This is a genomic window from Jatrophihabitans sp. (assembly GCA_036389035.1).
Taxonomy (GTDB): Bacteria; Actinomycetota; Actinomycetes; order Mycobacteriales; family Jatrophihabitantaceae; genus Jatrophihabitans_A.
On the sequence record DASVQQ010000028.1, the window covers coordinates 1 to 23,415 of the forward strand.

A 23,415-nucleotide genomic window follows, 5' to 3' on the forward strand; every position below is an offset into this window, starting at 1 on the left:
CGCTGCCGGAGTCGGGTCCGTACGGGCGCTTCGGGGGCAAGGAGCCGCTGCCGGACCTGGTGCCGGAGCGGGTGCCCGAGCCGGGGGCGGGGGACGCCGGGCAGCTGAGCCTGCTGTGAACCACGGGAGCGTCCGCAGCGGAAACCTGGTGGCCGGTGCCCGGGTGCTGCCGGATAACCTCGGAGGGTGATGCGTACCCACGGCGCCGGCACCCTGCGGGCCGAGCACGTCGGCCAGTCCGTGACCCTCGCCGGGTGGGTGGCCCGCCGGCGCGACCACGGCGGCGTCGTCTTCATCGACCTGCGCGACCGCTCCGGATCGGCGCAGGTGGTGTTCCGGGAGGGCGCGATGGCCCTCGACGAGCTGGAGCAGCGCGCCCACCGGCTGCGCGCGGAGTTCTGCGTGCAGATCACGGGGGACGTCGTCGCCCGGCCCGCCGGCAACGAGAACGCCGACCTGCCCACCGGGCAGATCGAGGTCACCGCCACCGCGCTGACCGTGCTGTCGGAGTCCGCGCCGCTGCCGTTCCCGGTCGACGAGCACGGCGAGGTCGGCGAGGAGATCCGGCTCAGGTACCGCTACCTGGACCTGCGCCGCCCCGGCCCCGCCGCGGCGCTGCGGCTGCGCAGCGAGGCCAACCGCATCGCCCGCACCGTGCTGCACGAGCGCGGGTTCATCGAGGTCGAGACGCCGACGCTGACCCGCTCGACCCCCGAGGGTGCCCGCGACTTCCTGGTGCCGGCGCGCCTGAAGCCGGGGTCCTGGTACGCGCTCCCGCAGAGCCCGCAGCTGTTCAAGCAGCTGCTCATGGTCGCGGGCACCGAGCGCTACTACCAGATCGCCCGCTGCTACCGCGACGAGGACTTCCGGGCCGACCGGCAGCCGGAGTTCACCCAGCTCGACATCGAGATGAGCTTCGTCGAGCAGGACGACGTGCTGGCGCTGGCCGAGGACGTGCTGCGCGCGCTGTGGGCCCTGATCGGCTATGAGGTGCCCGCCGACATCCCGCGCTACAGCTACGGCGAGGTGATGGACCGCTACGGCTCGGACAAGCCGGACCTGCGCTTCGGCCTGGAGCTGACCGAGTGCACCTCCTACTTCGCCGACACGCCGTTCCGGGTGTTCCAGGCGCCCTACGTCGGCGCCGTGGTGATGGCCGGCGGCGCGGCCCAGCCGCGCCGCCAGCTCGACGCCTGGCAGGAGTGGGCCAAGCAGCGCGGCGCCCGCGGCCTGGCCTACGTGCTGGTGGGTGAGGACGGCGAGCTCAGCGGCCCGGTCGCCAAGAACCTGTCGGAGTCCGAGCGGGCGGGGCTGGTCGAGTTCGTCGGCGCCGAGCGGGGGGACTGCGTGTTCTTCGCGGCCGGCCCGCGCAAGAGCACCCAGTCGCTGCTGGGCGCGGCCCGGCTGGAGATCGGCCGGCGGACCGGCCTGATCGACGAGAGCGCCTGGTCGTTCCTCTGGGTGGTGGACGCGCCGCTGTTCGAGCCGGCCTCCGAGGCCACCGCCAGCGGCGACGTGGCGGTCGGCTCGGGCGCCTGGACCGCCGTGCACCACGCCTTCACCAGCCCGAAGGCCGAATTCCTCGAGACCTTCGACACCGATCCCGGCAACGCGCTGGCCTACGCCTACGACATCGTCTGCAACGGCAACGAGATCGGTGGCGGCTCGATCCGTATCCACCGCCGCGACATCCAGGAGCGGGTGTTCGCGATGATGGGCCTGGACGAGAAGCAGGCGCAGGAGAAGTTCGGGTTCCTGCTCGACGCCTTCGCCTACGGCGCCCCGCCGCACGGCGGGATCGCCTTCGGCTGGGACCGGATCTGCGCGCTGCTGTCGGGCACCGACTCGATCCGTGACGTGATCGCGTTTCCCAAGACCGGCGGCGGCTATGACCCGCTGACCGAGGCGCCGGCCCCGATCACCGCCGAGCAGCGCCGGGAAGCCGGCGTGGACGCCGTGCCCAAGGCTGGCGCGCAGCTGGGGAGCGCGCAGACCGACACGTTCCAGACCAAGGAGTGAGGGACCCGGCCGAGCTGCTCGCCGCGGACCGGGCCCACGTCTGGCATCCGTACGGGCCGATGCCGGGCTCGGCCGAGCCGCTGCTGGTGCGCTCGGCCGCCGGCGTCCGGCTCAGGCTGCACGACGGGCGGGAGCTGATCGACGCCATGTCCTCCTGGTGGGCGGCGATCCACGGCTACCGGCACCCGGTGCTGGACGCGGCCGCGCACCGGCAGCTGGACTCGATGAGCCATGTGATGTTCGGCGGGCTGACCCACGAGCCGGCCATCGAGCTGGCGACCCGGCTGGTGGCGATCACGGCCGAGCCGTTGCGACATGTCTTCTTCTCCGACTCGGGTTCGGTGGCGGTCGAGGTGGCGGCCAAGATGGCGCTGCAGTACTGGGTCTCGGCGGGCCGACCGGGCAAGTGCCGGCTGATCACCTGGCGGGGTGGCTACCACGGCGACACCCTGCACCCGATGAGCGTCTGCGATCCGGTGGGCGGCATGCACTCGCTGTGGCAGTCGACGCTGCCGGCCCAGGTGTTTCTCGACCCCCCGCCGGCCGGCTTCGACGCCGAACCGGACGAGGCTTACCTGCGCCAGTGGGACCAGGCGCTGGCCGAGCACGCCGACTCGCTGGCCGCGATCATCATCGAGCCGGTCGTCCAGGGCGCCGGCGGCATGCGCTTCTGCAGCCCGGGCTACCTGACCGCGCTGCGCGAGCTGGCCGACCGGCATTCGGTGCTGCTGATCTTCGACGAGATCGCGACTGGTTTTGGCCGTACCGGCGCGCTGTTCGCCGCCGATCACGCCGGGGTGGCGCCGGACATCTGCTGCCTGGGCAAGGCGATGACCGGCGGCTACCTGTCGATGGCGGCCACCCTGTGCACCAGCGCGGTGGCCGAGCAGATCTGTCGCGGGCCGGTGCCGGTGCTGGCGCACGGGCCGACGTTCATGGCCAACCCGCTGGCCGCGGCGGTGTCGCTGGCCTCGATCGACCTGCTGCTGTCACAGGACTGGCAGGCCTCGGTCAGCCGGATCGAGGCCGGTCTGCGCCGGGCGCTGGCCCCGATCGGCGCGCTGCCGGGGGTTCGCGAGGTCCGGGTGCTGGGCGCGATCGGGGTGGTGCAGCTGGCCGGCCCGGTGGACGTGCCGGCAGCCACCGCGGCGGCCGTCGAGCGTGGCGTCTGGCTGCGGCCGTTCCGGGACCTGATCTACACCATGCCGGCGTACCTGATGGGCGATGACGACCTGGCCGCGGTCGGCGCGGCGATGGAGGCCGCGGCTCGGGCCGGCGCCGGGCCGGCAGCCGGCTGACGTAGCGTGGGCGCTCGTGTCGACCGCAGCCGAGGACCTGCCCGCGGCGGGGGACCTGCCCGCGGCGGGGGAGCCGTCCCTGACCGAAGACCGTGGCTGGCCGGATCCGCTGGCCTGGCTGGCCGATGCCGCCGCCGAGCGAGCGGCAGCCGGCCTGCGCCGGACGCTGCGGCCACGGCCCCCCGGCGCCTGCGACGAGCTCGATCTGGCCTCGAATGACTACCTCGGCCTGGCCCGCGATGAGCGGGTGCTGGCCGGCGCGGCCGCCGCGCTGGCCGGCTGGGGCGCGGGGTCGACCGGTTCGCGGCTGGTCACCGGCACCACTGAGCTGCACGCCGAGCTCGAGCGGGCACTGGCCGGCCTGACCGGGGCGCCGGCGGCGCTGGTCTTCTCCTCCGGCTACCTGGCGAATCTGGGCGCGGTGACCGCGCTGGCCGGGCCGGACTGCCTGATCGTCTCCGACGCGGACAACCACGCCTCGCTGATCGACGCCTGCCGGTTGAGCCGGTCACCGGTGGTGGTGGTCGGGCGCGGGGATTCCGAGGCGGCGGCCCGGGCCCTGGCCCAGCGCGACGAGCCGCGCGCGATGGTGGTCCTGGATGCCATCAACTCCGCCGACGGCGACCTGCTGCCGCTGGCCGACTGGCATGCGCTGGCCGTCCGGTTCGCCGCGCTGCTGGTGGTCGACGACGCGCACGGCCTGGGGGTCCGCGGCGGCGGTCGGGGCGCGGTCGCGGAGGCGGGCATCGCCGGCGAGGCGAACGTGATCACCACGCTCACCCTGTCCAAGGCGCTCGGCTCGCAGGGCGGCGCGGTGCTCGGCTCGCGGGCGGTGATCGACCAGCTGATCGACCGGGCCAGGTCGTTCATCTTCGACACCGGGCTGAACCCGGCGGCGGTGGGGGCCGCGCTGGCCGCGGTGCGGATCATCGCCGCCAAGCCCGCGCTGGCTGCTTCGGTGCTGGCCAGAGCAGGTGAGCTGGCGGCGATCTGCGGGGTGCCGGCCACCGACTCGGCGGTGGTGCCGGTGATCATCGGCCAGGCCGGGCCGGCCTGGGAGCGTTGCCTGGCCCTGCGCGAGCTGGGTGTCCAGGTCGGCTGCTTCCGGCCGCCGTCGGTGCCCCCGGGTACCGCTCGGTTGCGGCTGAGCGCGCGGGCCACCCTGACCGACGCGGACCTGGAACGGTTTAGTCAGACCTGGCAGGCAGTGTCGCCGTCGTGAACATCGTGGTGGTCACCGGCACCGGAACGGGGGTGGGCAAGACCGTTACCACCGCCGCGCTGGCCGCCTGCGCGCTGCGCGCCGGGCAGCGGGTGGCCGTCGTGAAGCCGGTGCAGACCGGGGTGCGGGCCGGTGAGCCGGGCGACCTGGCCGAGGTGCGCCGGCTGACCGGGCTCACCGACCTGCACGAGTACGCGCGCTACGCCGAGCCGCTGGCCCCGGCGACGGCGGCGCGCCGGCTCGGCGAGTCAGGCCCGGACCTGGCCGAGCTGGCCGGCCGAATCGCCACGCTCCTCGATCGGGACCTGGTGATCATCGAGGGCGCCGGCGGGGCGCTGGTCCGGTTCAACGACCAGGACGAGGGCATCTGCGAGCTGGTCAGCGCCCTGCGGGAGCTGGTGCGTTCTCCTGACAGCGATGGGCTGACTCCGCGGTTTCAGGTTGTGCTGGTGACCGGCGCGGGCCTGGGCGCCTTGCATGACGCGGCGGCGAGCGCGGCAGCGCTGGCCAGTTGGTCGCTGGGCCCGGATTCGCTGGTGGTGGGGGACTGGCCGGCCGAACCGAGGCTGGCCGAGAGATGCAACCTGGTCGATCTCGCCGGTTACGGTGGCGCGCCGGTGCGCGGCGTCCTTCCGCATGGCGCGGGCGCGCTGGGGCAAGCGGCGTTCGCCGAGCTGGCGACAGCTGGGCTCACCCCGACACTCGGCGGCGCCTTGAATGCGCCAGACTTCATCCGAGCCCACGCCGTCCCGCCCCCGAGAAACGAGCGCCCACGATGACCTTGATCGAGACCTCCGTGCTGAGCCGCGCCCGCGCGCAGGTGCTCGAAGGCGGCGCCGGTCTGGGTGAGGCCGAGCTGATCGAGGTGCTGCGGTTGCCCGATGACCAGCTCGAGGCGTTGCTCGCGCTGGCGCACGAGGTGCGGATGCGCTGGTGCGGGCCGGAGGTCGAGGTCGAGGGGATCATCAGCCTCAAGACCGGCGGCTGCCCCGAGGACTGCCACTTCTGCTCGCAGTCCGGCCAGTTCTCCTCGCCGGTCCGCTCGGCCTGGCTGGATGTGCCGAGCCTGGTGGAGGCGGCCAAGCAGACCGCCAAGAGCGGCGCCAGCGAGTTCTGCATCGTGGCGGCGGTGCGTGGGCCCGACCAGCGGCTGATGGATCAGGTGGCCGAGGGGGTCAAGGCCATCCGGGCCGAGGTCGACATCCAGATCGCCTGCTCGCTGGGCATGCTCACCCAGGCCCAGGTCGACCAGCTGGTCGCGATCGGGGTGCATCGCTACAACCACAACCTGGAGACGGCCCGCTCACACTTCGACAAGGTGGTCACCACCCACACCTGGTTGGAGCGGGTTCAGACCCTGCGCATGGTGGCCGCGGCGGGCATGGAGGTCTGTTGCGGCGGCATCATCGGGATGGGGGAGACCCTCGAGCAGCGCGCGGAGTTCGCGGTGCAGCTGGCCGAACTCGAGCCGGACGAGGTGCCGATGAATTTTCTCAATCCGCGGCCGGGCACCCCGTTCGCCGACCTGCCGGTGCTGGAGGGCAAGGACGCGCTGCGCACCATCGCCGCCTTCCGGCTGGCGATGCCGCGCACCATCCTGAGGTTTGCCGGCGGGCGCGAGCTCACCTTGGGTGATCTGGGCGCCCGGCAGGGGATGCTTGGTGGGATCAACGCGGTCATCGTGGGCAATTACCTGACCACGCTGGGGCGGCCGGCCGAGTCGGACCTGGAGTTGCTGGCCGAGCTGAAGATGCCGATCAAGGCGCTTTCGGCCTCGCTGTAGCTGGGGTGAGGGTTGCCCGGTTGAGGGGTAGCCCGGTTGAGGGGGTTAGTTCAGTCGATGGCTGACACCGCGTTTTACTGCGGCCAGTGCGGCCAGCCGTCGGACGCTGAGCATCCGGGCTGCGCCGCCCGCGCCGCCCTGGAGCCGCCGCGCTACTGCCCCGCGTGCGCCCGCCGGATGGTCGTGCAGGTCGACCCGGTGGGTTGGCGCGCGGTCTGTTCGCGACACGGTGAGCGGCGCGGCTAGCGCTGGATCCGTAGGGTGCCGCGGGGTCTGCTCGCGACACGGTGAGTCGAATCCGTACGGGCTCGCGCGATCTGCTCGCGACACGGTCAGTTGGACTCTCCGGGCCCGCATGGGTAGGCCTGCAATTCAGAAATGCCTTATCCGATAAGGCTTTTCTCTATCGCATGAGCGCCCCGCTGTGGTAGAATCGAAGCTATGTTCGAGTCCATGGATCAGGAGTTCGCCAGCTGGCTGGCTGACGCCCCTGAGCCTGATTGGACTGAGCATCCGGTGTACTCCTGGATGACCCCACCCGGCGACCGGCTCGAGCAGCTGGTGAAGCTGGCGCCGGCCGCACGGCCGACCTGCGAGTTGGCTCTGCTCGACCCGCAGGCGCTGTCCGCCGCCGACCGGATCGAGCTGGTCGCTGCCCTGGAGGAGCAGAAGAATTGGATTGAGGCGGTGCAGGCCCGGGTGCTGGCCGAGATTGACGCGGCCGACACGAGCAGGCTGAACCTGTCGCAGGAGGCGGTGTCACTTGCGCTGAAGATCCCGCTGCGATCAGCGCAACGCAAGCTCAAGACCGGCCGGACGCTGGTGTGTGAACTGCCCAAGACCCTGGCGCTGCTGTCCAGCGGCGAGATCTCGGAGCGGCACGCGCAGTTGATCACCGAAGCCGCGTGGCGTCTTGATCCCGAGCTGGTCGAGGAGTTCGAGGATCGGGTCACCGAGCGGGCTGCGGACCAGACGGTCAGCCAGTTACGGCAGTCAGTCAGCCGGGCCGAGGTGTCGCTGGACCCGGCCACGGCGCAGCAGCGCCATATCCGGGCACTGGGTGATCGCCGGGTCGGCTTCCAACCGGCTGACGACGGCATGGTCGAGTTGCCGGTATTGCTGGGCGCCGCCGAAGGGCAGCTGATCTTCACCAGACTCACCGCGGCGGCGACCCTGTTACCCGCTGACGACCTCCGGACGATGGATCAGAAGCGGGCCGACCTGCTGGTGGATGCCGTGCTGTCCGGCCTGCCGCACGACGCGCTGCCACAGCTGCAGGGTCGCCGGCCGTCCATTCAGGTCGTGGTCTGCGCCGATACCTTGCTCAACCTCGATGACGAGCCCGCGCACCTGGTGGGATACGGGCCGATCACCGCCGAGGCCGCTCGCTGGCTGGCCGCTGACGAGTCCGGCACCTGGCGGCGGCTGCTGACTGATCCCGACACCGGGCAACTGCTCGATATCAGCGCCGACCGGTACCGCCCGAGCCAGCGGTTGCGCGACTATGTCAGCGCGCGGGACGGCGTGTGCGCCTTTCCGACCTGCAATCAGCCTGCTTACCGCTGCGAGTACGAGCACATCGAGGCCTACGAGAAAGGCGGCCGGACGTGCCGGTGCAACGCCGCGCTGGCCTGCCGCCGACACAACCTCTGCAAGGCGAACACGGGCTGGCAGTACCGCCGGAATCCCGACGGATCTTTTCTCTGGACCGATGACACCGGCCACCAAGGCACCGGCCACCCGCCGCAACGTTGGAGCAGTCCGGGAGAGGGCAACCGGAGCGAAGCCAGCCGGGCCGAAGCCAGCCGGGCCGAAGCCGGGCGACAATCGACGCGCCAGGCACCTTCCGATGAACCGCCTTTCTGACCTGCCGCCCTTCTGACCTGCGGCCCTTCTGACCTGCTGCCCTTGCGCGCACACCGCGCGACGGCGTTTAGCCATCGGCTCAAACCCGCACCTCAACCCGCACCTCAACCCGCACCTCGGCTCAGGCCCGCACCGCCAAGCCCGCAGCTCGGCTCAGGCCGCACCTCAACTTTCAGTCGGCGCCTTGGCAGCTTGATCGAGCGCGAGTGTGATGACCTGAGCCAGATAGGTGAGGGTGCCAGCCAGTCCGGGCTGGGCGTCGGTCACGGTGGCGGCTTCGGCGAGCAGTCGCCGGCGCAGGTCGACAACCGCCAGGATCGACTCACCATCGATGTCGGACAGGTCCAGAGCTGCAAGCCCGGCGTCGCCGCCCTGCTCTCGGACAGCGGCCCGGCGCAGCAGTTCGCGGGCGAGTTCGGAGTCGGAGACATCGGTGACCGTGGGAACCAGCACCGGAGCGGCCACCGGCACGCCGTAGGCCTCAGCGGCGGCCACGAGCAATTGGTCAGCGGGCATCCGCAGCGCCTCGGCGAGCACCTGCACGGTCTTGCGTGATGGCATCTCTTTGATCGTGTCGCGGGAGTCGGTGAGGATCGAATGCAGGGTCTGCCTCGACAGGCCTGACAGTCGCACCACGTCGGCCGGCTTGTAACCCCGCTCATCCATCCGCGCCTGAATCAGCCTACGAAATGCATGCATACCGGAATCCCTTATTCATTCGACCACCTCCAGGACGCCGGACGCAGGAAGTCGGCACGGATGAGGTTGAAGCGCAGTCAATATTGGTCGCACTCTACTGATGGCATCCGGGGTAATCGCCGGAGGTTTTTACGCCGTACCAGGGCGATCTTAACGCCCGTTCTACACTATCAGACTCATTGTCTGACACTGCTTGACAAAGCGGGCGTTAGCGATGATGCTCAAGGGCTTGCTGCACAAAAGAAAGTCTGCTGCACCACTAAATTCCTAGTTGTGCCCTTCGCAGCTAAGCCCTTGCTGGAGGAGGTATGTCATGCATGAAGAGTCCGATGACGTGGGACGTCATGTCTGTCGCTGCCGAGCGCCGCGATGGCTGCTCGTCGGTGGCTGGGGATAGCAGCCATGCGCCTGCGAAGCAGGGAGGTCCTGGTGGAGTGCCTGGAGCTCACCTGCATCAGCGAACGTGAGCTTGCCCGACGCGCAGGACTGAGCCATTCCACGGTCAACCACCTGTGCACCGGCCGCCGCGACACCTGCTCCCGCGACAGCGCGTGCGCCATCGAACACGCCCTCGACGTCGATGAGGGCAAGCTGTTCGTCTGAGCGCTCAGCCGACCCGACCGAGTCCGGTCACCAGCTCAGCGCCGGCGTAGACGTTCATCCGGCCCGGGCGCACCATGCCGGCCAGCACCAGGTCATGATCTCGTGCCAGGTCCACCGCGAGGTCCGAGGGCGCCGACACCGCCACCACGGCGGCTACTCCGGCGGCCACCGCCTTCTGGATGATCTCGAACGACACCCGCCCGCTGACGACCAGCAGCAAGTCCGTCGCCGGCAATCGGTCGGCCAGCAACGCCCAGCCGGTCACCTTGTCCACCGCGTTGTGCCGACCGACGTCCTCACGGACCACCAGCAACTCCCCGGTGGCCGTGGCCAGCGCGGCCGCGTGCAGCGAGCCGGTCCGCTGGAAGGTCCGCTGCTGCTCGCGCACCTGATCCGGCAACCCCTGCACCACCTCGGCCGGCACCGTCCAGCCGGGCGTGTGCGCGGCTGAGTGGCGCAGCGGGCTCAGATCCAGCACGTCAGCGCTGCACACCCCGCACGCCGCGCCGGTCACCCAGGCCCGTGGCCGGGGCGGCTGGACGCCGGCGGCCAGTGCCAGGTGCACCTGATCGACGCCCCGGCCGCTGATCCCGTCGCCGGCTCGCAGCTCGAGATCGTCCTCGGTGCGGCACTGCCGCAACCCCAGCAGGTCCGAAGCCGATCGGACGCCCGATTCGACGGTCAGCCAACCTGCCGCGAGCTCGATGTCATGGCCGGGCGTCCGCATCAGGGTGGCGATGGACTCGCCGGACACGATCAGGTTCAGCGGGGCCTCGACGGTCAGCTCGTCACCGACGGACTCGACACTGCCCACCGAGCCCGGTGACCCGCTCAGGACCCGGGTGATCCGCCGCCGCGCCGTCATGACAGCCATCTGCGACCAGCCTCTCCCGCGGTCCGAGCCGCGCGCCCTCCAATCTAGGCGAGCAGCGCCGCGATCCAGGCAAGCAGACCAGCCAGGCAAGCAGACCAGCCGGGTGAGCACGCCCACCAAGGTGAGCACGCCAACCAAGGTGAGCAGGCCAGCCGCCGGGCTCCCCGGCAGGCGCGGGCTAGGGTTGGCCGGACACGGCGCCGGGCAAGGAGTGAGTGATGCCAGCAGTAGTGGCACGGCCCACCGGGCACCGGCCATGACGCTGTTCGGTGAGCCGGAGGAGGACAGCGCGTCCCCGCCGGCCGGCCCGTTCGACGGCGCCGACGATCCGAACAGCCCGCTGGCCGTCCGGATGCGCCCGCGAACCTTGGACGAAGTGCTCGGCCAGCAGCAACTGCTCGGTCCCGGCTCGCCCTTGCGCCGGCTGGTCGAGGGGGACGCGCCGATGTCGCTGATCCTGTACGGCCCGCCGGGCACCGGCAAGACCACGCTGGCCACCATCGTCTCGACCGCCGGCAACCGGCGCTTCGTGCAGCTCTCAGCACTCAACGCCGGCGTGAAGGACGTCCGGACGGTGATCGACACCGCCCGCCGCACCCTCGAGCACGGCGGCCGCCCCACCGTCCTGTTCATCGACGAGATCCACCGCTTCTCCAAGACCCAGCAGGACTCGCTGCTGGCCGCGGTCGAGGCCCGGACGGTCACCCTGGTCGCGGCCACCACCGAGAACCCGTACTTCTCCCTGGTCGCGCCGCTGCTCTCGCGCAGCCTGCTGCTCACCCTGCAACCGCTCACCGACGATGACATCAGCCAGCTGGTCGACCGGGCGCTGGCCGACCAGCGGGGGCTGGGCGGTGCGGTGAGCCTGAGCGAGGAGGCCCGGGACCACCTGCTGCGGATGGCCGGCGGCGACGCCCGGCGGGCGCTCACCGCGCTGGAGGCGGCGTCGGGCTCGGTGCTGGCCGACGGCGGCCGCGAGATCAGCCTGGCCGCGCTCGAGCAGGCCGTCGACACCGCGGCGGTGCGCTATGACCGCGACGGCGACCAGCACTACGACGTCATCAGCGCGTTCATCAAGTCGATCCGGGGCTCGGACGTCGATGCCGCCCTGCACTACCTGGCCAGGATGATCGTGGCCGGTGAGGACCCCCGGTTCATCGCCCGCCGGCTGGTGGTGCATGCCAGCGAGGACATCGGCATGGCCGACCCGACGGCGCTGCTGGCGGCCACCGCGGCCGCCGACGCGCTGGCCCTGATCGGCATGCCCGAAGCCCGGATCAACCTGGCCCAGGCGACCATCCACCTGGCGCTGGCCCCGAAGTCCAACGCGGTGGTCATGGCCATCGACGCCGCCATCGCCGACGTCCGGGCCGGCTCGGCCGGCGCGGTTCCCCCGGCGCTGCGCGACGGGCACTATGCCGGCGCCAAGAAGCTCGGGCACGCCCAGAAGTACCAGTACCCGCACGACCTTCCCGAGGGGGTGGCCGCCCAGCAGTACCCGCCGGACGAGCTGGTCGGGCGCGACTACTACCTGCCCGGTTCCCGCGGCGCCGAGCGCGCCATCGGCGAGCGGCTGGTCAAGCTGCGCGCGATGATCCGCGGCATCCGGCGCTGATCGGCCAGCAGGTAAGGTCCATTCGACATCAGACATGAAGGAGGCCGGTACGTGGAGGCTGGAGCAATCGCCGCGTTGATCGCCGCAGGCGCGTTCGTCCTGCTGGTCCTGCTGCTCGCGATCCCGCTGCTGAAGCTCGGTAGGACGCTGGACGAGGCGACCCTGGCGATCCGCAAGACGCACGAGGGCGCGACCCCGCTGCTCACCGGGGCCCAGACCACGGTGGCCAACGTGAACAGCCAGCTCGAGCAGATGGAGGGCATCACCCACGGCGTCAGCTCGATCACCTCGAACGCCGCCGCGCTGACCGCGATCGTGTCCTCGACCGTGGGCACCCCGTTGATCAAGGTCGCGGCCTTCACCTACGGGGTCCGCTCCAGCGTGCGTAAGCGGCACGACACCCAGGCGATCGCGGCGGCCCGGCGCAACCGTCGGGTGAGCCGGCGCGGCGGGGAGCGTTGAGATGCGCAAGCTGTTCTGGCTGGCCCTCGGCGCCAGCCTCGGAGTGCTGATCTTTCGCAAGCTGTCCCGGGCGGCTGAGCGGATGACGCCGCAGGGCATCGCCGGCAGCATCGGCGCCGGCCTGTCGGAGCTCGGCTACTCGATCCGGGAGTTCGCCGCCGACGTCCGCGAGGCCATGTCGAGCCAGGAGGAGGCGCTGCGCGCCGCCGCCGGGCTGGATTCCGGCTCGACGAGCGCCCTGTCACCCGGCGGCGCCGCCGCGGCGGCCGGCGCCGTGGTGCCCGGCCCGGCCGGTGACGTGGCCGCCGCGGTCAGCCCGACGGCCGACCAGCCGGCGGCCGGCGCTCCCGGGCCCCGTCCGCTCGAGGACCGACCACCGGCCGGAGCCTGAGCCGGCCGGGCGTGAGCCGACCTGAGGTGAGCCAGCAGCAGCCCGGGCGGGCGTCCGGCGTCTGGTTCGGGGTCGACGTCGGCTCGGTACGGGTCGGGGTGGCCCGCAGCGACCCTCGCGGGGTGCTCGCAGTGCCGGTCGCCACCCTGCGCCGGGACCCGCGGCTCGGCGCCGACCTGGACGAGCTGAGCGCGCTGCTGACCGAGCACGAAGCGGTCGGAGTGGTGATCGGGCTGCCGCGCACCCTGGCCGGTCGGGCCGGCCCCGCGGTGCGCGAAGCCCGTCTCTACGGGCAGGCGCTGGCGGCACGGATCGCGCCGCGTCCGGTAGTTTACGTTGACGAGCGGCTAACCACGGTGCTGGCGCAGCGTAATCTCAATTCCAGCGGCGTCCGAGGCCGCGCAAAGCGCTCCGTGGTAGACCAAGCCGCGGCAGTTGAGATCTTGCAGTCGTTTCTGGACGGTTCGACCCAGCAACACCCTGAATAGGGCTCAACCCATTAGCACCCCTTAGTAGGGGTTCGACCCCGCAACACCCCTGAACAGCGCTCAACCCAAGCAACACACCCTGACTAGGCTCAACCCAGTAGCACCCCTGAACAGCGGAAATCGGAAGGGCTACAACCGGTGGAGGGTTCTATCGACGAGCTGCGGGACGACGACCATCCGTTGTTCGACTCCGACGACGGCGCGTCCCACGTCCCAGGCGCCCGCAAGCGTGCCCAGCGCCGGCAGCGACGGCGCCGGCGGCACCGGCTGGCCCCGATTATCGCGATCGTCCTGATTCTGGGCCTGATCGCGGTCAGCTACCAGATCGTCAGCTCGGTCAGCAAGCGGTTCGTCACGCCGGACTACTCCGGCTCCGGCCAGGGGTTCACCCGGGTGAAGGTGTCACCCGGCGACGGCGCCACCGACGTCGCCGCGGCGATGGTGAAGGCAGGCGTGGTCAAGTCCAGCCGGGCGTTCATCAACGCCGCGGAGAACTCCGGTCGGGCCAGTGACATCCAGGCCGGGGTGTACAAGGTGCGGCTGCGCTCCTCCGGCGAGGCCGCGATGGCCGCCATCCTGGACCCGGCCAACCGCCTGGTGTCGCAGGTGACCATTCCCGAGGGCTACACCGAGCGGCAGGTGCTCACCCTGCTGGCGAGCAAGACCGGGCTGCCGATCGCCGAGCTGCGCGCGGCCGCCGGCAAGATCTCGAACCTGGGACTGCCCGAGGGTATGAGCCCCAAGACCGCCGAGGGTTTCCTGTTCCCGTCCACCTACGAGTTCGACCCCGACCAGTCCGCCGACGAGGTGGTGCAGCAACTGGCCGGCCAGTTCGCCGCCGAGTACCGCAAGCTCGGCTTCGCCGCGGGGGCCAAGGCGCTGAAGCTGACGCCCTACCAGGCGCTGATCATCGCCTCGCTGATCGAGTCCGAGGCCAAGTTCCCCGAGGACCGGCCCAAGGTCGCCCGGGTGATCCTGAACCGGATGGCCAAGGGCACCCCGATCGGCATCGACGCGGCCAACCGCTACGGGGTGGCGCTGACCGGCAAGGACCCCGACTCGGTGACCTACACCGAGGACTCGCCGTACAACGTCCGCACCCGGGTCGGGCTGCCGCCCACCCCGGTCTCCAATCCCGGCGAGGCCTCGCTGCAGGCCGCGATCCAGCCCGCGGCCGGTGACTGGATCTACTACGTGGTCTCCGACTCGGCCGGCCATCACGTCTTCACCGCCGACGAGGACGTCTTCACGGCCGCGGTGGCCAAGTGCAAGGCCAACGGCTGGGGTTGTTAGTTGCCGCCACGTTCGGCGGCGGTGCTGGGCAAGCCGATCGGGCACTCGCTGTCGCCGGTGCTGCACCGGGCCGCCTACGGCGCGCTCGGACTCACCGGCTGGAGCTACACCGCGATCGAGTGTGACGAGCAGGGCCTGGCCGCCCTGCTGGCCGGCTCGGACGAGCAAGTGGTGGGCTACTCGTGCACCATGCCGTTGAAGCGGCAGGTGCTGCGGGTGGCGAACTCGGCCAGTCCCGAGGCGGTGGCCATCGGGGCCGGCAACACGCTGCTGCGCCGGGACGCGGGTTGGCACGCCGACAACACCGACTGGATCGGCATCCGCGACGCGCTGGCCGCGGCCTCGTTGCCCACCGGGGGCGCGGTCACCATCCCGAGAGCCGGCGGCGCGGTCACCATCCTGGGAGCCGGCGGCACCGCGCAGGCCGCGCTGGCCGCGCTGGCTGAGCTGTCCGAGCCGCAGGTCACCGTGCTGGTCCGCGAGCCGTCCCGGGCCGGCCCGCTGCTGGACAGCGCGCAGCGGCTGGGACTGCCGGTGCGGTTGGCGCCGCTGTCCGAGCGGCGGCACTGGCTGGAGGCCGACCTGATCATCGCCACCCTGCCGGCCGGCGCCGCTGACCGGTTCGCCGGCCTGCCGTTCCGCCGTGATCAGGCGCTGCTGGAGGCGGTGTACCACCCGTGGCCGACGCCGCTGGCGGCCGCGCTGACCGCCGCCGGCGCCCCGGTGGTCAGCGGAGCGGCGATGCTGCTGCACCAGGCCGCCCGCCAGGTCGAGCTCATGACGGGGAGTGCAGCTCCAGTCGAGGCCATGCGAGCTGCGCTGCTGGCAGCCGTCCCGGGCTGCGCTGCCTGATCCGGCTCTCGGCCGACCGCAGGTCCACCAGGGTGTCGCAGTCCGCGCCGAAGCCGTCGAAGTCCGGCAGGTAGCTAACCTCGACCGAGTCATACAGCGCCCGCACCGGCTGGCCGGCCGGATCGCCCAGCCGGTCCAGGGCGGCGTACAGCGCCGCCGTGCGCCACGCCGCGGCCAGGTAGTTGATCCGGCCGGTCGGCTCCACCAGGGCGGTGGCGTCGGCTGAGCCACCCGCCAGCACCGCCCGCAGCGGTCCCAGCGCCCCGCCGATGAACGGCAGGTCCGCGGCCAGCACCAGCACCACCGGCCGCTGGACGTGCCGCAGGGCGGCGTTGATAGCCGCCACCGGGCCGCTGCCGGCCGGCTGCTCCCGGCAGAACACCGGCTCGCCGATCCCGATCCGGCTCGGGCCGACCACGATCTGGCGGCTGGCGGCGCTGCAGGCCAGCAGCACGTGATCCAGCATCGGCCAGCCGGCCAGCTTGCGCAGCGGCTTGGCCGGCCCTCCCATCCGGGCGCCCCGGCCGCCCGCCAGGATCACCGCGTCGAAGGCGGGGTCGACTCCGGCGCCGGCTCGCGTCAACGCCAGCGCTGCCGCCGTCCGGGCTCGCTCGGGGGTGTCGCCGAACAGGCTGAGCAGGGTCAGCGCGAGCTGGAAGCTGGCCGCGGCGGCGTCCCGGTCGCCCTGCTCGAACTGGCGCACCCCGATCAGGTGCAGGGTGGTGGCCTGCCGCTCCCGGCCCAGAGCGTGCCGCCAGGCCTGCTGATGGCACTGCTCGGCCGCCGCGAAATCGGCGAGCAGGCAGTGCAGGTCGGCCAACCGAAGCAGCACCAGCCAGGGGTCAGCGCTGATCGCGGGCTCGTCCAGCAGCCGCCGGCCCTCGGCCAGTCCCTGCTCGGTCCGGCCCAGCAACCCCAGCAGGAACAACCGCTGCGCCGGCTCGGCCCGGGGCAGGGCCTGCTCGACGCTCCGGCGGTCGGTCAACACCTCGCGCAGGCTGGACGGATCGACCGCCCACCCGCTCTGCTCGCCCACCTCACCATGATGCTGGCCCGGGCCGGACCGGATGGCGCCGCCCGGGGTGAAACAATCTCCGGATGCTGCGCTGGATTACTGCTGGTGAGTCCCACGGCCCGGCCCTGGTGGCGATCCTGGAGGGACTGCCGGCCGGAGTCGCGGTCACCACGGCCGAGATCGGGCTGGATCTGGCCCGGCGCCGGCTCGGCTACGGCCGCGGCGCCCGGATGAAGTTCGAGCAGGACGAGGTCGAGCTGACCGGCGGCGTCCGGCACGGCGCCACGATGGGCGGTCCGGTGGCCGTCCGGATCGGCAACACCGAGTGGGTCAAGTGGCAGAGCGTGATGGCGGCGGACCCGGTGGACGCCGAGGTGCTGGCAGCCCAGGCCCGCAACGAGCCGCTGACCCGGCCCCGGCCCGGCCATGCCGACCTGGTGGGCATGCAGAAGTACGACCTTCCCGACGCCCGGCCCATCCTGGAGCGGGCCAGCGCGCGGGAGACCGCCGCCCGGGTCGCGCTCGGCGTGCTCGCCAAGAGCTTCCTGCGCCAGAGCGTCGGCGCCGAACTGCTCAGCCACGTGACCTCGATCGGGTCGGTCTCGGCGGCTCGCGCAACTTTGCCGCGGCCCGGTGACAGCGCCCGGATCGACGCCTCCGAGGTGCGCTGCCTGGATCCCGAGGCCAGCGCGGCGATGGTGGCGTTGATCGATGAGACCAAGCGGGCCGGTGACACCCTCGGCGGCGTGGTCGAGGTGGTGGCGCACCACCTGCCGCCCGGCCTGGGCAGCCACATCCAGTGGGATCGCCGGCTGGACTCCCGGCTGGCCGGCGCCCTGATGGGCATCCAGGCGATCAAGGGGGTCGAGGTCGGCGACGGCTTCGAGCTGGCCCGGACCACCGGCTCGCAGGCCCACGACGAGATCGAGCGCGACGCCGACGGCGTGATCCGGCGCCGCTCGGACCGGGCCGGCGGCATCGAGGGCGGCATGTCCACCGGTGAGGTGCTGCGGGTCAGGGCGGCCATGAAGCCCATCTCGACGGTGCCGCGCGCGCTGGCCACCCTTGACGTGGCCACCGGCGAGCCGGCAGTGGCGATCAACCAGCGCTCGGACGTCTGCGCGGTGCCGGCCGCCGGCGTGGTGGCCGAGGCGATGGTCGCGCTGGTGCTGGCGCAGGCCGTGCTGGAGAAGTTCGGCGGCGACTCGATCACCGAGACCCGCCGCAACGTGCGCTCCTACCTCGACCGGCTGGCCGAGCGCGACCTCAGCTCCGGCGAGCCGTCCGTGGACGCCGCCAGGCCCGGTGCCTGATGGCGCCCCGGGTGGTGCTGGTCGGGCTGCCGGGCACCGGCAAGTCCCGCGTCGGCGCGGCGCTGGCCGGCCGGCTCGGGGTGGCCTTCGCCGACTCCGACGACCTGGTCGTCCAGCAGACCGGACGCTCGGTCAGCGAGATCTTCACCCACCAGGGCGAGCCGGCCTTCCGGCAGCTGGAAGCCGACATGATCGCCCAGGCGCTGGACGGCTTCGACGGCGTCCTGGCCCTGGGCGGCGGCGCGGTGACCACCGAGTCGGTGCGCCAGGATCTGCTCGCCTCGGGGGTGCTGGTGGTGCAGCTGAGCGCCCCGCCGGACGAGCTGCTGCGCCGGATGCCGGACGGTGGGCGGCGGCCGTTGCTGGCCGGCGACGCCGCGACCCGGCTGGCCGAGCTGGCCGAGGCCCGGGCCGGGCTGTACGCCGAGGTGGCCTCGGTCACCGTCGACACCGGCGGCCGGTCGGTCGCCGAGGTGGCCGCCGTCCTGCACAGCCGGCTGATCGGGCAGCCGTCATGAACCGGCTGATCGGGCCGCCGTCATGAACCAGCCGAACACCCGGATCCGGGTCAGCGGCGACCGGCCCTACGACGTGGTCATCGGCACCGGCCTGCTCGGCGAGCTGGCCGGGCTGCTGGCCGGCGCCCAGCGGGTCGCGGTGATCCACCCGCCGGCGCTGCTGGCCACCGCGGAGGCGGTGCGCGAGGACCTGATCTCCGACGGCCTGCAGGCCCACCTGATCGAGATCCCGGACGGCGAGGACGCCAAGACGCTGGCGGTCGCCGGGTTCTGCTTCGACGTGCTGGGCCAGGTCGGCTTCACCCGCAGCGACGCGCTCATCGGGCTGGGTGGCGGCGCCACCACCGACCTGGCCGGCTGGGTGGCCGCGTCCTGGCTGCGCGGGGTGCGGATCGTGCAGGTGCCCACCACGCTGGCCGGGATGGTCGACGCGGCCGTCGGTGGCAAGACCGGCGTCAACACCGAGCGCGGCAAGAACCTGGTCGGCGCCTTTCACCCGCCGGTCGGGGTGCTGTGCGACCTGGCGACGCTGAGCACCCTGCCGGTCAACGACTACATCGCCGGCCTGGCCGAGGTGGTCAAGTGCGGTTTCATCGCCGATCCGGAGATCCTCGAGCTGATCGAGGCCGATCCGCCGCGGGTGAGGACGCCGGGCAACGACCGCGAGCGCGAACTCATCGAGCGATCGGTGGCGGTCAAGGCGCGGGTGGTGTCTGCCGACCTGACCGAGCAGGGCCCGCGTGAGGTGCTCAACTACGGGCACACGCTGGCCCATGCCATCGAGAGGGCCGAGCGCTACAGCTGGCGGCACGGCGCCGCGGTGTCGATCGGCCTGGTCTACGCGGCGGAGCTGTCCCGGGCGCTGGGCCGTCTGGATGACCCGACAGCCGACCGGCACCGGGACATCCTCAGCGCGCTGCGGCTGCCGGTGACCTACCGGGCCGGGGCCTTCGGGCAGTTGCTGGAGACCATGCGGATCGACAAGAAGGCCCGCGGCAATCGGTTACGGTTCGTGCTGCTGGACGGCCTGGCCCGGCCGGTGACGGTCGATGAGCCGGACCCCGCCGTGCTGGCCGCGGCTTATTCGCAAGTCTCAGAGGAGTGACACGGATGGACGCTCAACGGGTGCTGGTGCTCAACGGGCCCAACCTGTCCCGGCTGGGCTCGCGTGAGCCGGAGATCTACGGCAGCACCACCTACCCCGAGCTCGCGGCGCTGTGCGTGCGGGCCGGCGCTGAGCTGGGGCTGGCCGTCGAGGTGCACCAGAGCGACGCCGAGGCCGAGCTGATCGGCTGGCTGTACCAGGCCGCCGACGAGGGGCTGCCGGTGGTGCTCAACCCGGCCGGCCTGAGCCATACCTCGATCGTGCTGCGCGACGCCGTCGCCGCCCGCACCGCGCCGCTGGTCGAGGTGCACATCTCCAACATCCACGCCCGGGAGGAGTTCCGGCAGCATTCCTACGTCTCGGCGGTGGCCTCGGGGGTGATCGCCGGCCTGGGCGTCGAGGGGTACGTCCTGGCGCTGAGCTGGCTTTCCTCGACCGCCGCCGGGCGGCCCGAGCCGAGCCCATAGACTTCGCGGCGTGCAACGCTGGCGCGGTCTAGAGGAGATTCCAGCCGGATGGGGTCGCTGCGTGGCCACCGTCGGGGTGTTCGACGGCCTGCACCGCGGGCACCAGCAGATCATCGCCCGGGCCAGGCAACGGGCTGCCGAGCGGGACCTGCCGACGGTGCTGCTGACCTTCACCCCGCACCCGTCCGAGGTGGTGCGCCCCGGCAGCCACCCGCCGCAGCTGACCACCAACACCCGCAAGGCCGAGTTGGCGGCCGAGCTGGGCGTCGACGTGGTGGTGTTCCTGCCGTTCACCCTGGAGTTCTCCAAGCTCAGCCCCGAGGAGTTCATCCACGAGGCGGTGGTGGCCGGGCTGCACGCCGACGCGGTGGTGGTCGGTGAGAACTTCCGGTTCGGTCACAAGGCCGCCGGCAACGTGGCGATGCTGAGTGACCTGGGCCGCCGCTGGGGTTTCGACGCCGAGGGCGTGACGCTGCTGACCGAGGCCGGCCGTCCGATCTCCTCCACCTACATCCGCTCCTGTGTCGAGGCCGGTGACATGACTGCCGCCGCGCACGCCCTGGGCCGGCCGCACCGGCTGGACGGGGTAGTGGTCCGCGGTGACCAGCGTGGCCGGGAACTGGGCTACCCGACGGCCAACGTCCGGACGGCATCGTTCGCCGCGGTGCCGGCCGACGGCATCTACGCCGGCCGGGTGGCCCGGATCGACGAGTGGGGCAACACCCTGGCCGACCTGCCTACCCTGCCGGCGGCCATCTCGGTCGGCAGCAACCCGACCTTCGAGGGCCGGCACCGCTCCGTCGAGGCGTTCGTGCTGGATTTCGAGGGCGACCTGTACGGCCAGAACCTCGGCGTGGAGTTCGTCAGCCGGCTGCGCGGCATGGTCAAGTTCGACTCGGTCGCCGATCTGATCACCCAGATGGCCGCCGACGTCGTCCAGACCCGGCAGTTGCTGGGTTAGGAGGCCCTGCGCCCGGCTGCTAAACTCGTGACCGCTGGGACGGCCGTGGGCCGTGGCCAGTGCCCCGCAGCTGCGTTAGTCACCCGTCGTGAGTCAAACCGATGGGGCGTTCCTGCACAAGATCGAGGAGAAGCGTCGTGCCGCTAGCCAAGGACGTCAAGCAGCAGATCATCACCGAGTACGGCGCCTCTGACACCGACACCGGGTCGGCCGAGGTCCAGATCGCGATGCTCAGCCGTCGGATCGCCGACCTCACCGAGCACCTCAAGAGCCACAAGCACGACCACCACAGCCGGCGTGGCCTGCTGTTGCTGGTCGGTCAGCGGCGCCGGCTGCTGAACTACCTGACCAAGACCGACGTCAACCGATACCGCGCGATCATCGAGCGGCTCGGCTTGCGCCGCTAGCTCCGCCGCCGGGTCCTGCTTCTCGCAGGGCTCGGCGTTCTCGTTGCGCGGGGCGCCTCGGCAGTCCGAGGCGGCCGGCGGAACCCCGACAATTGAATCCAACGCCGGAGCTGAGCACTCACGTCATCCGCACTTCAGTGCCGAAGACAGTGCGGCTCCACGAGGTCGGTCCTCGGTAGTGGCGTCCTGAACCCAGGTTTGTGACAGTTGTGACCTGGTGTGGCTCAGGCGCTTCGATCGAAGACCGGCACCGCACCCGCCGAGATCAATCGGCTCACCGATGTGCGTGTGACCTGCTCCGCCCGGCTCGTAACAGCGCGCATCGCGCTGCCGACAGAGAGGCGGACTGCTATGTCCGAAAACGACGCCGTATCACCCATCACCGAGACCGTGGCCACCATCGACAACGGATCCTTCGGCACCCGCACCATCAGGTTCGAGACCGGCCGGCTGGCCAAGCAGGCCGCCGGCTCCGTGGTCGCCTACCTCGACGAGGACACCATGCTGCTGTCGGCCACCACGGCCGGCAAGAGCCCCAAGGAGCAGTTCGACTTCTTCCCGCTGACGGTCGACGTCGAGGAGCGGATGTATGCCGCCGGCCGGATCCCGGGATCGTTCTTCCGGCGTGAGGGCCGCCCGTCCGAGGACGCCATCCTCACCTGCCGGCTGATCGACCGGCCGCTGCGCCCGACCTTCATCAAGGGCCTGCGCAACGAGGTCCAGGTCGTCATCACGGTGATGGCGCTCAACCCCGACCACGCCTACGACGTGCTGGCCATCAACGCCGCCTCGGCGTCCACCCAGATCTCCGGGCTGCCGTTCAACGGCCCGATCGGCGCCACCCGGGTCGCGCTGATCGACGGCCAGTGGGTGGGCTTCCCGACCCACTCCGAGCTCGAGCGGGCCACCTTCGACATGGTGGTCGCCGGCCGGGTGGTGAAGGGCTCGGACGGGGCCGCCGATGAGGTCGCGATCATGATGGTCGAGGCCGAGGCCACCGAGAACACCATCGACCTGGTCGCCGGCGGCGCCACCAAGCCGACCGAAGAGGTCGTCGCGGCCGGGCTCGAGGCGGCCAAGCCGTTCATCGCCCAGCTGTGCCAGGCCCAGATGGAGCTTGCCGCGTCAGCCGCGAAGGAGACCCGGGAGTTCCCGGTGTTCCTGGACTACCAGGACGACGTGCTGCAGGCGGTCACGGCCGGCTACAGCGATGCCGCCACCACGGCGCTCACCATCGCCGACAAGCAGGACCGCGAGACCGAGCTGGACAGGATCAAGGAGCTGGCCAAGTCCGAACTGGCCGAGCAGTTCACCGGCCGCGAGAAGGAGATCAGCGCCGCCTACCGGTCGCTGAACAAGAGCCTGACCCGCCAGCGGGTGCTGCGCGACAAGATCCGCATCGACGGCCGGGGCCTGACCGACATCCGGACGGTGTCGGCCGAGGTCGAGGTGCTGCCGCGGGTGCACGGCTCGGCGCTGTTCGAGCGCGGTGAGACCCAGATCCTGGGCGTCACCACCCTGAACATGCTGGGCCTGGAGCAGAAGCTCGACACCCTGAGCCCGAACCGCACCAAGCGCTACATGCACAACTACAACTTCCCGCCGTACTCCACCGGCGAGACCGGCCGGGTGGGCTCGCCCAAGCGCCGCGAGATCGGCCACGGCGCGCTGGCCGAGCGGGCGCTCGTGCCCGTGCTGCCCAGCAAGGAAGAGTTCCCGTACGCCATCCGCCAGGTGTCGGAGGCGCTGGGCTCCAACGGCTCGACGTCGATGGGCTCGGTGTGCGCGAGCACGATGTCGCTGCTCAACGCCGGTGTGCCGCTCAAGGCGCCGGTCGCGGGCATCGCCATGGGCCTGGTCTTCGAGGGTGGCGAGTACGCCACGCTGACCGACATCCTCGGCGCCGAGGACGCGTTCGGCGACATGGACTTCAAGGTCGCCGGCACGCCGGAGTTCGTCACGGCGCTGCAGCTCGACACCAAGCTCGACGGCATCCCGAGCAACGTGCTCGCCGCTGCGCTGCAGCAGGCCCGTACGGCCCGCCTCGCGATCCTCGAGGTCATGGGCGAGGCGATCGACGCCCCGGACGAGATGGCGCCCACGGCTCCGCGCGTCCTGACGGTGAAGATCCCGGTCGACAAGATCGGCGAGGTCATCGGCCCGA

General features: G+C 71.5%; 23 protein-coding genes. 20 read left to right on the top strand and 3 right to left on the bottom strand.

Annotation, left to right across the window (positions count from 1 at the left end):
• The first annotated feature begins 189 nt into the window (after window positions 1–189).
• The 6 genes from aspS (at window position 190) to VF557_16160 (ending at window position 8,188) form a co-directional block, all read left to right on the top strand.
• Window positions 190–2,019, top strand: a complete 1,830-nt coding sequence (gene aspS / locus VF557_16135; GenBank protein ID HEX8081741.1) for an aspartate--tRNA ligase — start codon at window positions 190–192, stop codon at window positions 2,017–2,019.
• Window positions 2,016–3,317 (top strand): adenosylmethionine--8-amino-7-oxononanoate transaminase, encoded by a 1,302-nt coding sequence (locus tag VF557_16140; GenBank protein ID HEX8081742.1) that lies wholly within the window; start codon window positions 2,016–2,018, stop codon window positions 3,315–3,317. The genes aspS and VF557_16140 overlap by 4 nt, the downstream gene beginning before the upstream one ends.
• A gap of 16 nt (window positions 3,318–3,333) precedes the next feature.
• Window positions 3,334–4,539: an 8-amino-7-oxononanoate synthase gene (locus VF557_16145; protein HEX8081743.1), complete on the top strand. Its 1,206-nt coding sequence runs from the start codon at window positions 3,334–3,336 to the stop codon at window positions 4,537–4,539.
• Window positions 4,536–5,318, top strand: coding sequence for a dethiobiotin synthase (locus VF557_16150; GenBank protein ID HEX8081744.1), 783 nt, complete (start codon window positions 4,536–4,538; stop codon window positions 5,316–5,318). The genes VF557_16145 and VF557_16150 overlap by 4 nt, the downstream gene beginning before the upstream one ends.
• Window positions 5,315–6,322 (top strand): biotin synthase BioB, encoded by a 1,008-nt coding sequence (gene bioB, locus VF557_16155; protein ID HEX8081745.1) that lies wholly within the window; start codon window positions 5,315–5,317, stop codon window positions 6,320–6,322. Before VF557_16150 ends, bioB begins: the two co-directional genes overlap by 4 nt.
• Window positions 6,323–6,763: 441 nt before the next feature.
• Window positions 6,764–8,188, top strand: a complete 1,425-nt coding sequence (locus VF557_16160; GenBank protein ID HEX8081746.1) for a DUF222 domain-containing protein — start codon at window positions 6,764–6,766, stop codon at window positions 8,186–8,188.
• 165 nt (window positions 8,189–8,353) lie between these two features.
• Here the strand turns inward: VF557_16160 and VF557_16165 are convergent, their stop codons facing one another.
• On the bottom strand, window positions 8,354–8,854 hold the full coding sequence (locus VF557_16165; protein HEX8081747.1) for a helix-turn-helix transcriptional regulator: 501 nt from the start codon (window positions 8,852–8,854) through the stop codon (window positions 8,354–8,356).
• Between the two features lie 435 nt (window positions 8,855–9,289).
• On the opposite strand from VF557_16165, the gene VF557_16170 reads away from it, so the two are divergent.
• On the top strand, window positions 9,290–9,490 hold the full coding sequence (locus VF557_16170) for a helix-turn-helix transcriptional regulator (GenBank protein HEX8081748.1): 201 nt from the start codon (window positions 9,290–9,292) through the stop codon (window positions 9,488–9,490).
• Window positions 9,491–9,494: 4 nt separating this feature from the next.
• Here the strand turns inward: VF557_16170 and fdhD are convergent, their stop codons facing one another.
• Window positions 9,495–10,355, bottom strand: coding sequence for a formate dehydrogenase accessory sulfurtransferase FdhD (gene fdhD, locus VF557_16175; protein HEX8081749.1), 861 nt, complete (start codon window positions 10,353–10,355; stop codon window positions 9,495–9,497).
• A gap of 265 nt (window positions 10,356–10,620) precedes the next feature.
• On the opposite strand from fdhD, the gene VF557_16180 reads away from it, so the two are divergent.
• The 6 genes from VF557_16180 (at window position 10,621) to VF557_16205 (ending at window position 15,465) form a co-directional block, all read left to right on the top strand.
• The gene (locus VF557_16180; GenBank protein HEX8081750.1) at window positions 10,621–11,979 is read left to right on the top strand and encodes a replication-associated recombination protein A; all 1,359 of its coding nucleotides are present in this window, start codon (window positions 10,621–10,623) and stop codon (window positions 11,977–11,979) included.
• Between the two features lie 51 nt (window positions 11,980–12,030).
• The gene (locus tag VF557_16185; GenBank protein HEX8081751.1) at window positions 12,031–12,441 is read left to right on the top strand and encodes a DUF948 domain-containing protein; all 411 of its coding nucleotides are present in this window, start codon (window positions 12,031–12,033) and stop codon (window positions 12,439–12,441) included.
• Window position 12,442: 1 nt separating this feature from the next.
• Window positions 12,443–12,832, top strand: coding sequence for a hypothetical protein (locus VF557_16190; protein HEX8081752.1), 390 nt, complete (start codon window positions 12,443–12,445; stop codon window positions 12,830–12,832).
• Window positions 12,833–12,843: 11 nt separating this feature from the next.
• A complete protein-coding gene (gene ruvX, locus VF557_16195; protein ID HEX8081753.1) occupies window positions 12,844–13,320 on the top strand; it encodes a Holliday junction resolvase RuvX in 477 nt (158 codons plus the stop codon).
• A 138-nt stretch (window positions 13,321–13,458) separates the two neighbouring features.
• Window positions 13,459–14,613 carry an endolytic transglycosylase MltG gene (gene mltG / locus VF557_16200; GenBank protein ID HEX8081754.1) on the top strand — a complete coding sequence of 385 codons (1,155 nt, stop codon included), beginning with the start codon at window positions 13,459–13,461 and terminating at the stop codon, window positions 14,611–14,613.
• Window positions 14,614–15,465, top strand: coding sequence for a shikimate dehydrogenase (locus VF557_16205; GenBank protein HEX8081755.1), 852 nt, complete (start codon window positions 14,614–14,616; stop codon window positions 15,463–15,465).
• Here VF557_16205 and VF557_16210 read toward each other — a convergent pair.
• Entirely contained in the window at window positions 15,389–16,501 is a 1,113-nt protein-coding gene (locus tag VF557_16210) for an NTP transferase domain-containing protein (GenBank protein ID HEX8081756.1), read from the bottom strand. The two genes, VF557_16205 and VF557_16210, sit on opposite strands and share 77 nt — an antisense overlap.
• A gap of 62 nt (window positions 16,502–16,563) precedes the next feature.
• Here VF557_16210 and aroC point away from each other — a divergent pair, with 62 nt between their 5' ends.
• From aroC to VF557_16245, 7 genes are all read left to right on the top strand, one after another.
• Window positions 16,564–17,793 carry a chorismate synthase gene (gene aroC / locus VF557_16215; protein HEX8081757.1) on the top strand — a complete coding sequence of 410 codons (1,230 nt, stop codon included), beginning with the start codon at window positions 16,564–16,566 and terminating at the stop codon, window positions 17,791–17,793.
• A complete protein-coding gene (locus tag VF557_16220) occupies window positions 17,793–18,311 on the top strand; it encodes a shikimate kinase (protein HEX8081758.1) in 519 nt (172 codons plus the stop codon). The genes aroC and VF557_16220 overlap by 1 nt, the downstream gene beginning before the upstream one ends.
• 22 nt (window positions 18,312–18,333) lie before the next feature.
• Window positions 18,334–19,416 (top strand): 3-dehydroquinate synthase, encoded by a 1,083-nt coding sequence (gene aroB, locus VF557_16225; protein ID HEX8081759.1) that lies wholly within the window; start codon window positions 18,334–18,336, stop codon window positions 19,414–19,416.
• A 5-nt stretch (window positions 19,417–19,421) separates the two neighbouring features.
• Entirely contained in the window at window positions 19,422–19,883 is a 462-nt protein-coding gene (gene aroQ / locus VF557_16230; GenBank protein HEX8081760.1) for a type II 3-dehydroquinate dehydratase, read from the top strand.
• Window positions 19,884–19,893: 10 nt separating this feature from the next.
• Complete coding sequence (locus VF557_16235) at window positions 19,894–20,844, top strand: bifunctional riboflavin kinase/FAD synthetase (GenBank protein HEX8081761.1); 951 nt, start codon at window positions 19,894–19,896, stop codon at window positions 20,842–20,844.
• A 137-nt stretch (window positions 20,845–20,981) separates the two neighbouring features.
• Window positions 20,982–21,251, top strand: a complete 270-nt coding sequence (gene rpsO, locus VF557_16240; GenBank protein HEX8081762.1) for a 30S ribosomal protein S15 — start codon at window positions 20,982–20,984, stop codon at window positions 21,249–21,251.
• Between the two features lie 351 nt (window positions 21,252–21,602).
• Window positions 21,603–23,415, top strand: a 1,813-nt coding sequence (locus VF557_16245) for a polyribonucleotide nucleotidyltransferase (GenBank protein HEX8081763.1), incomplete at its 3' end; no start/stop codon positions are given.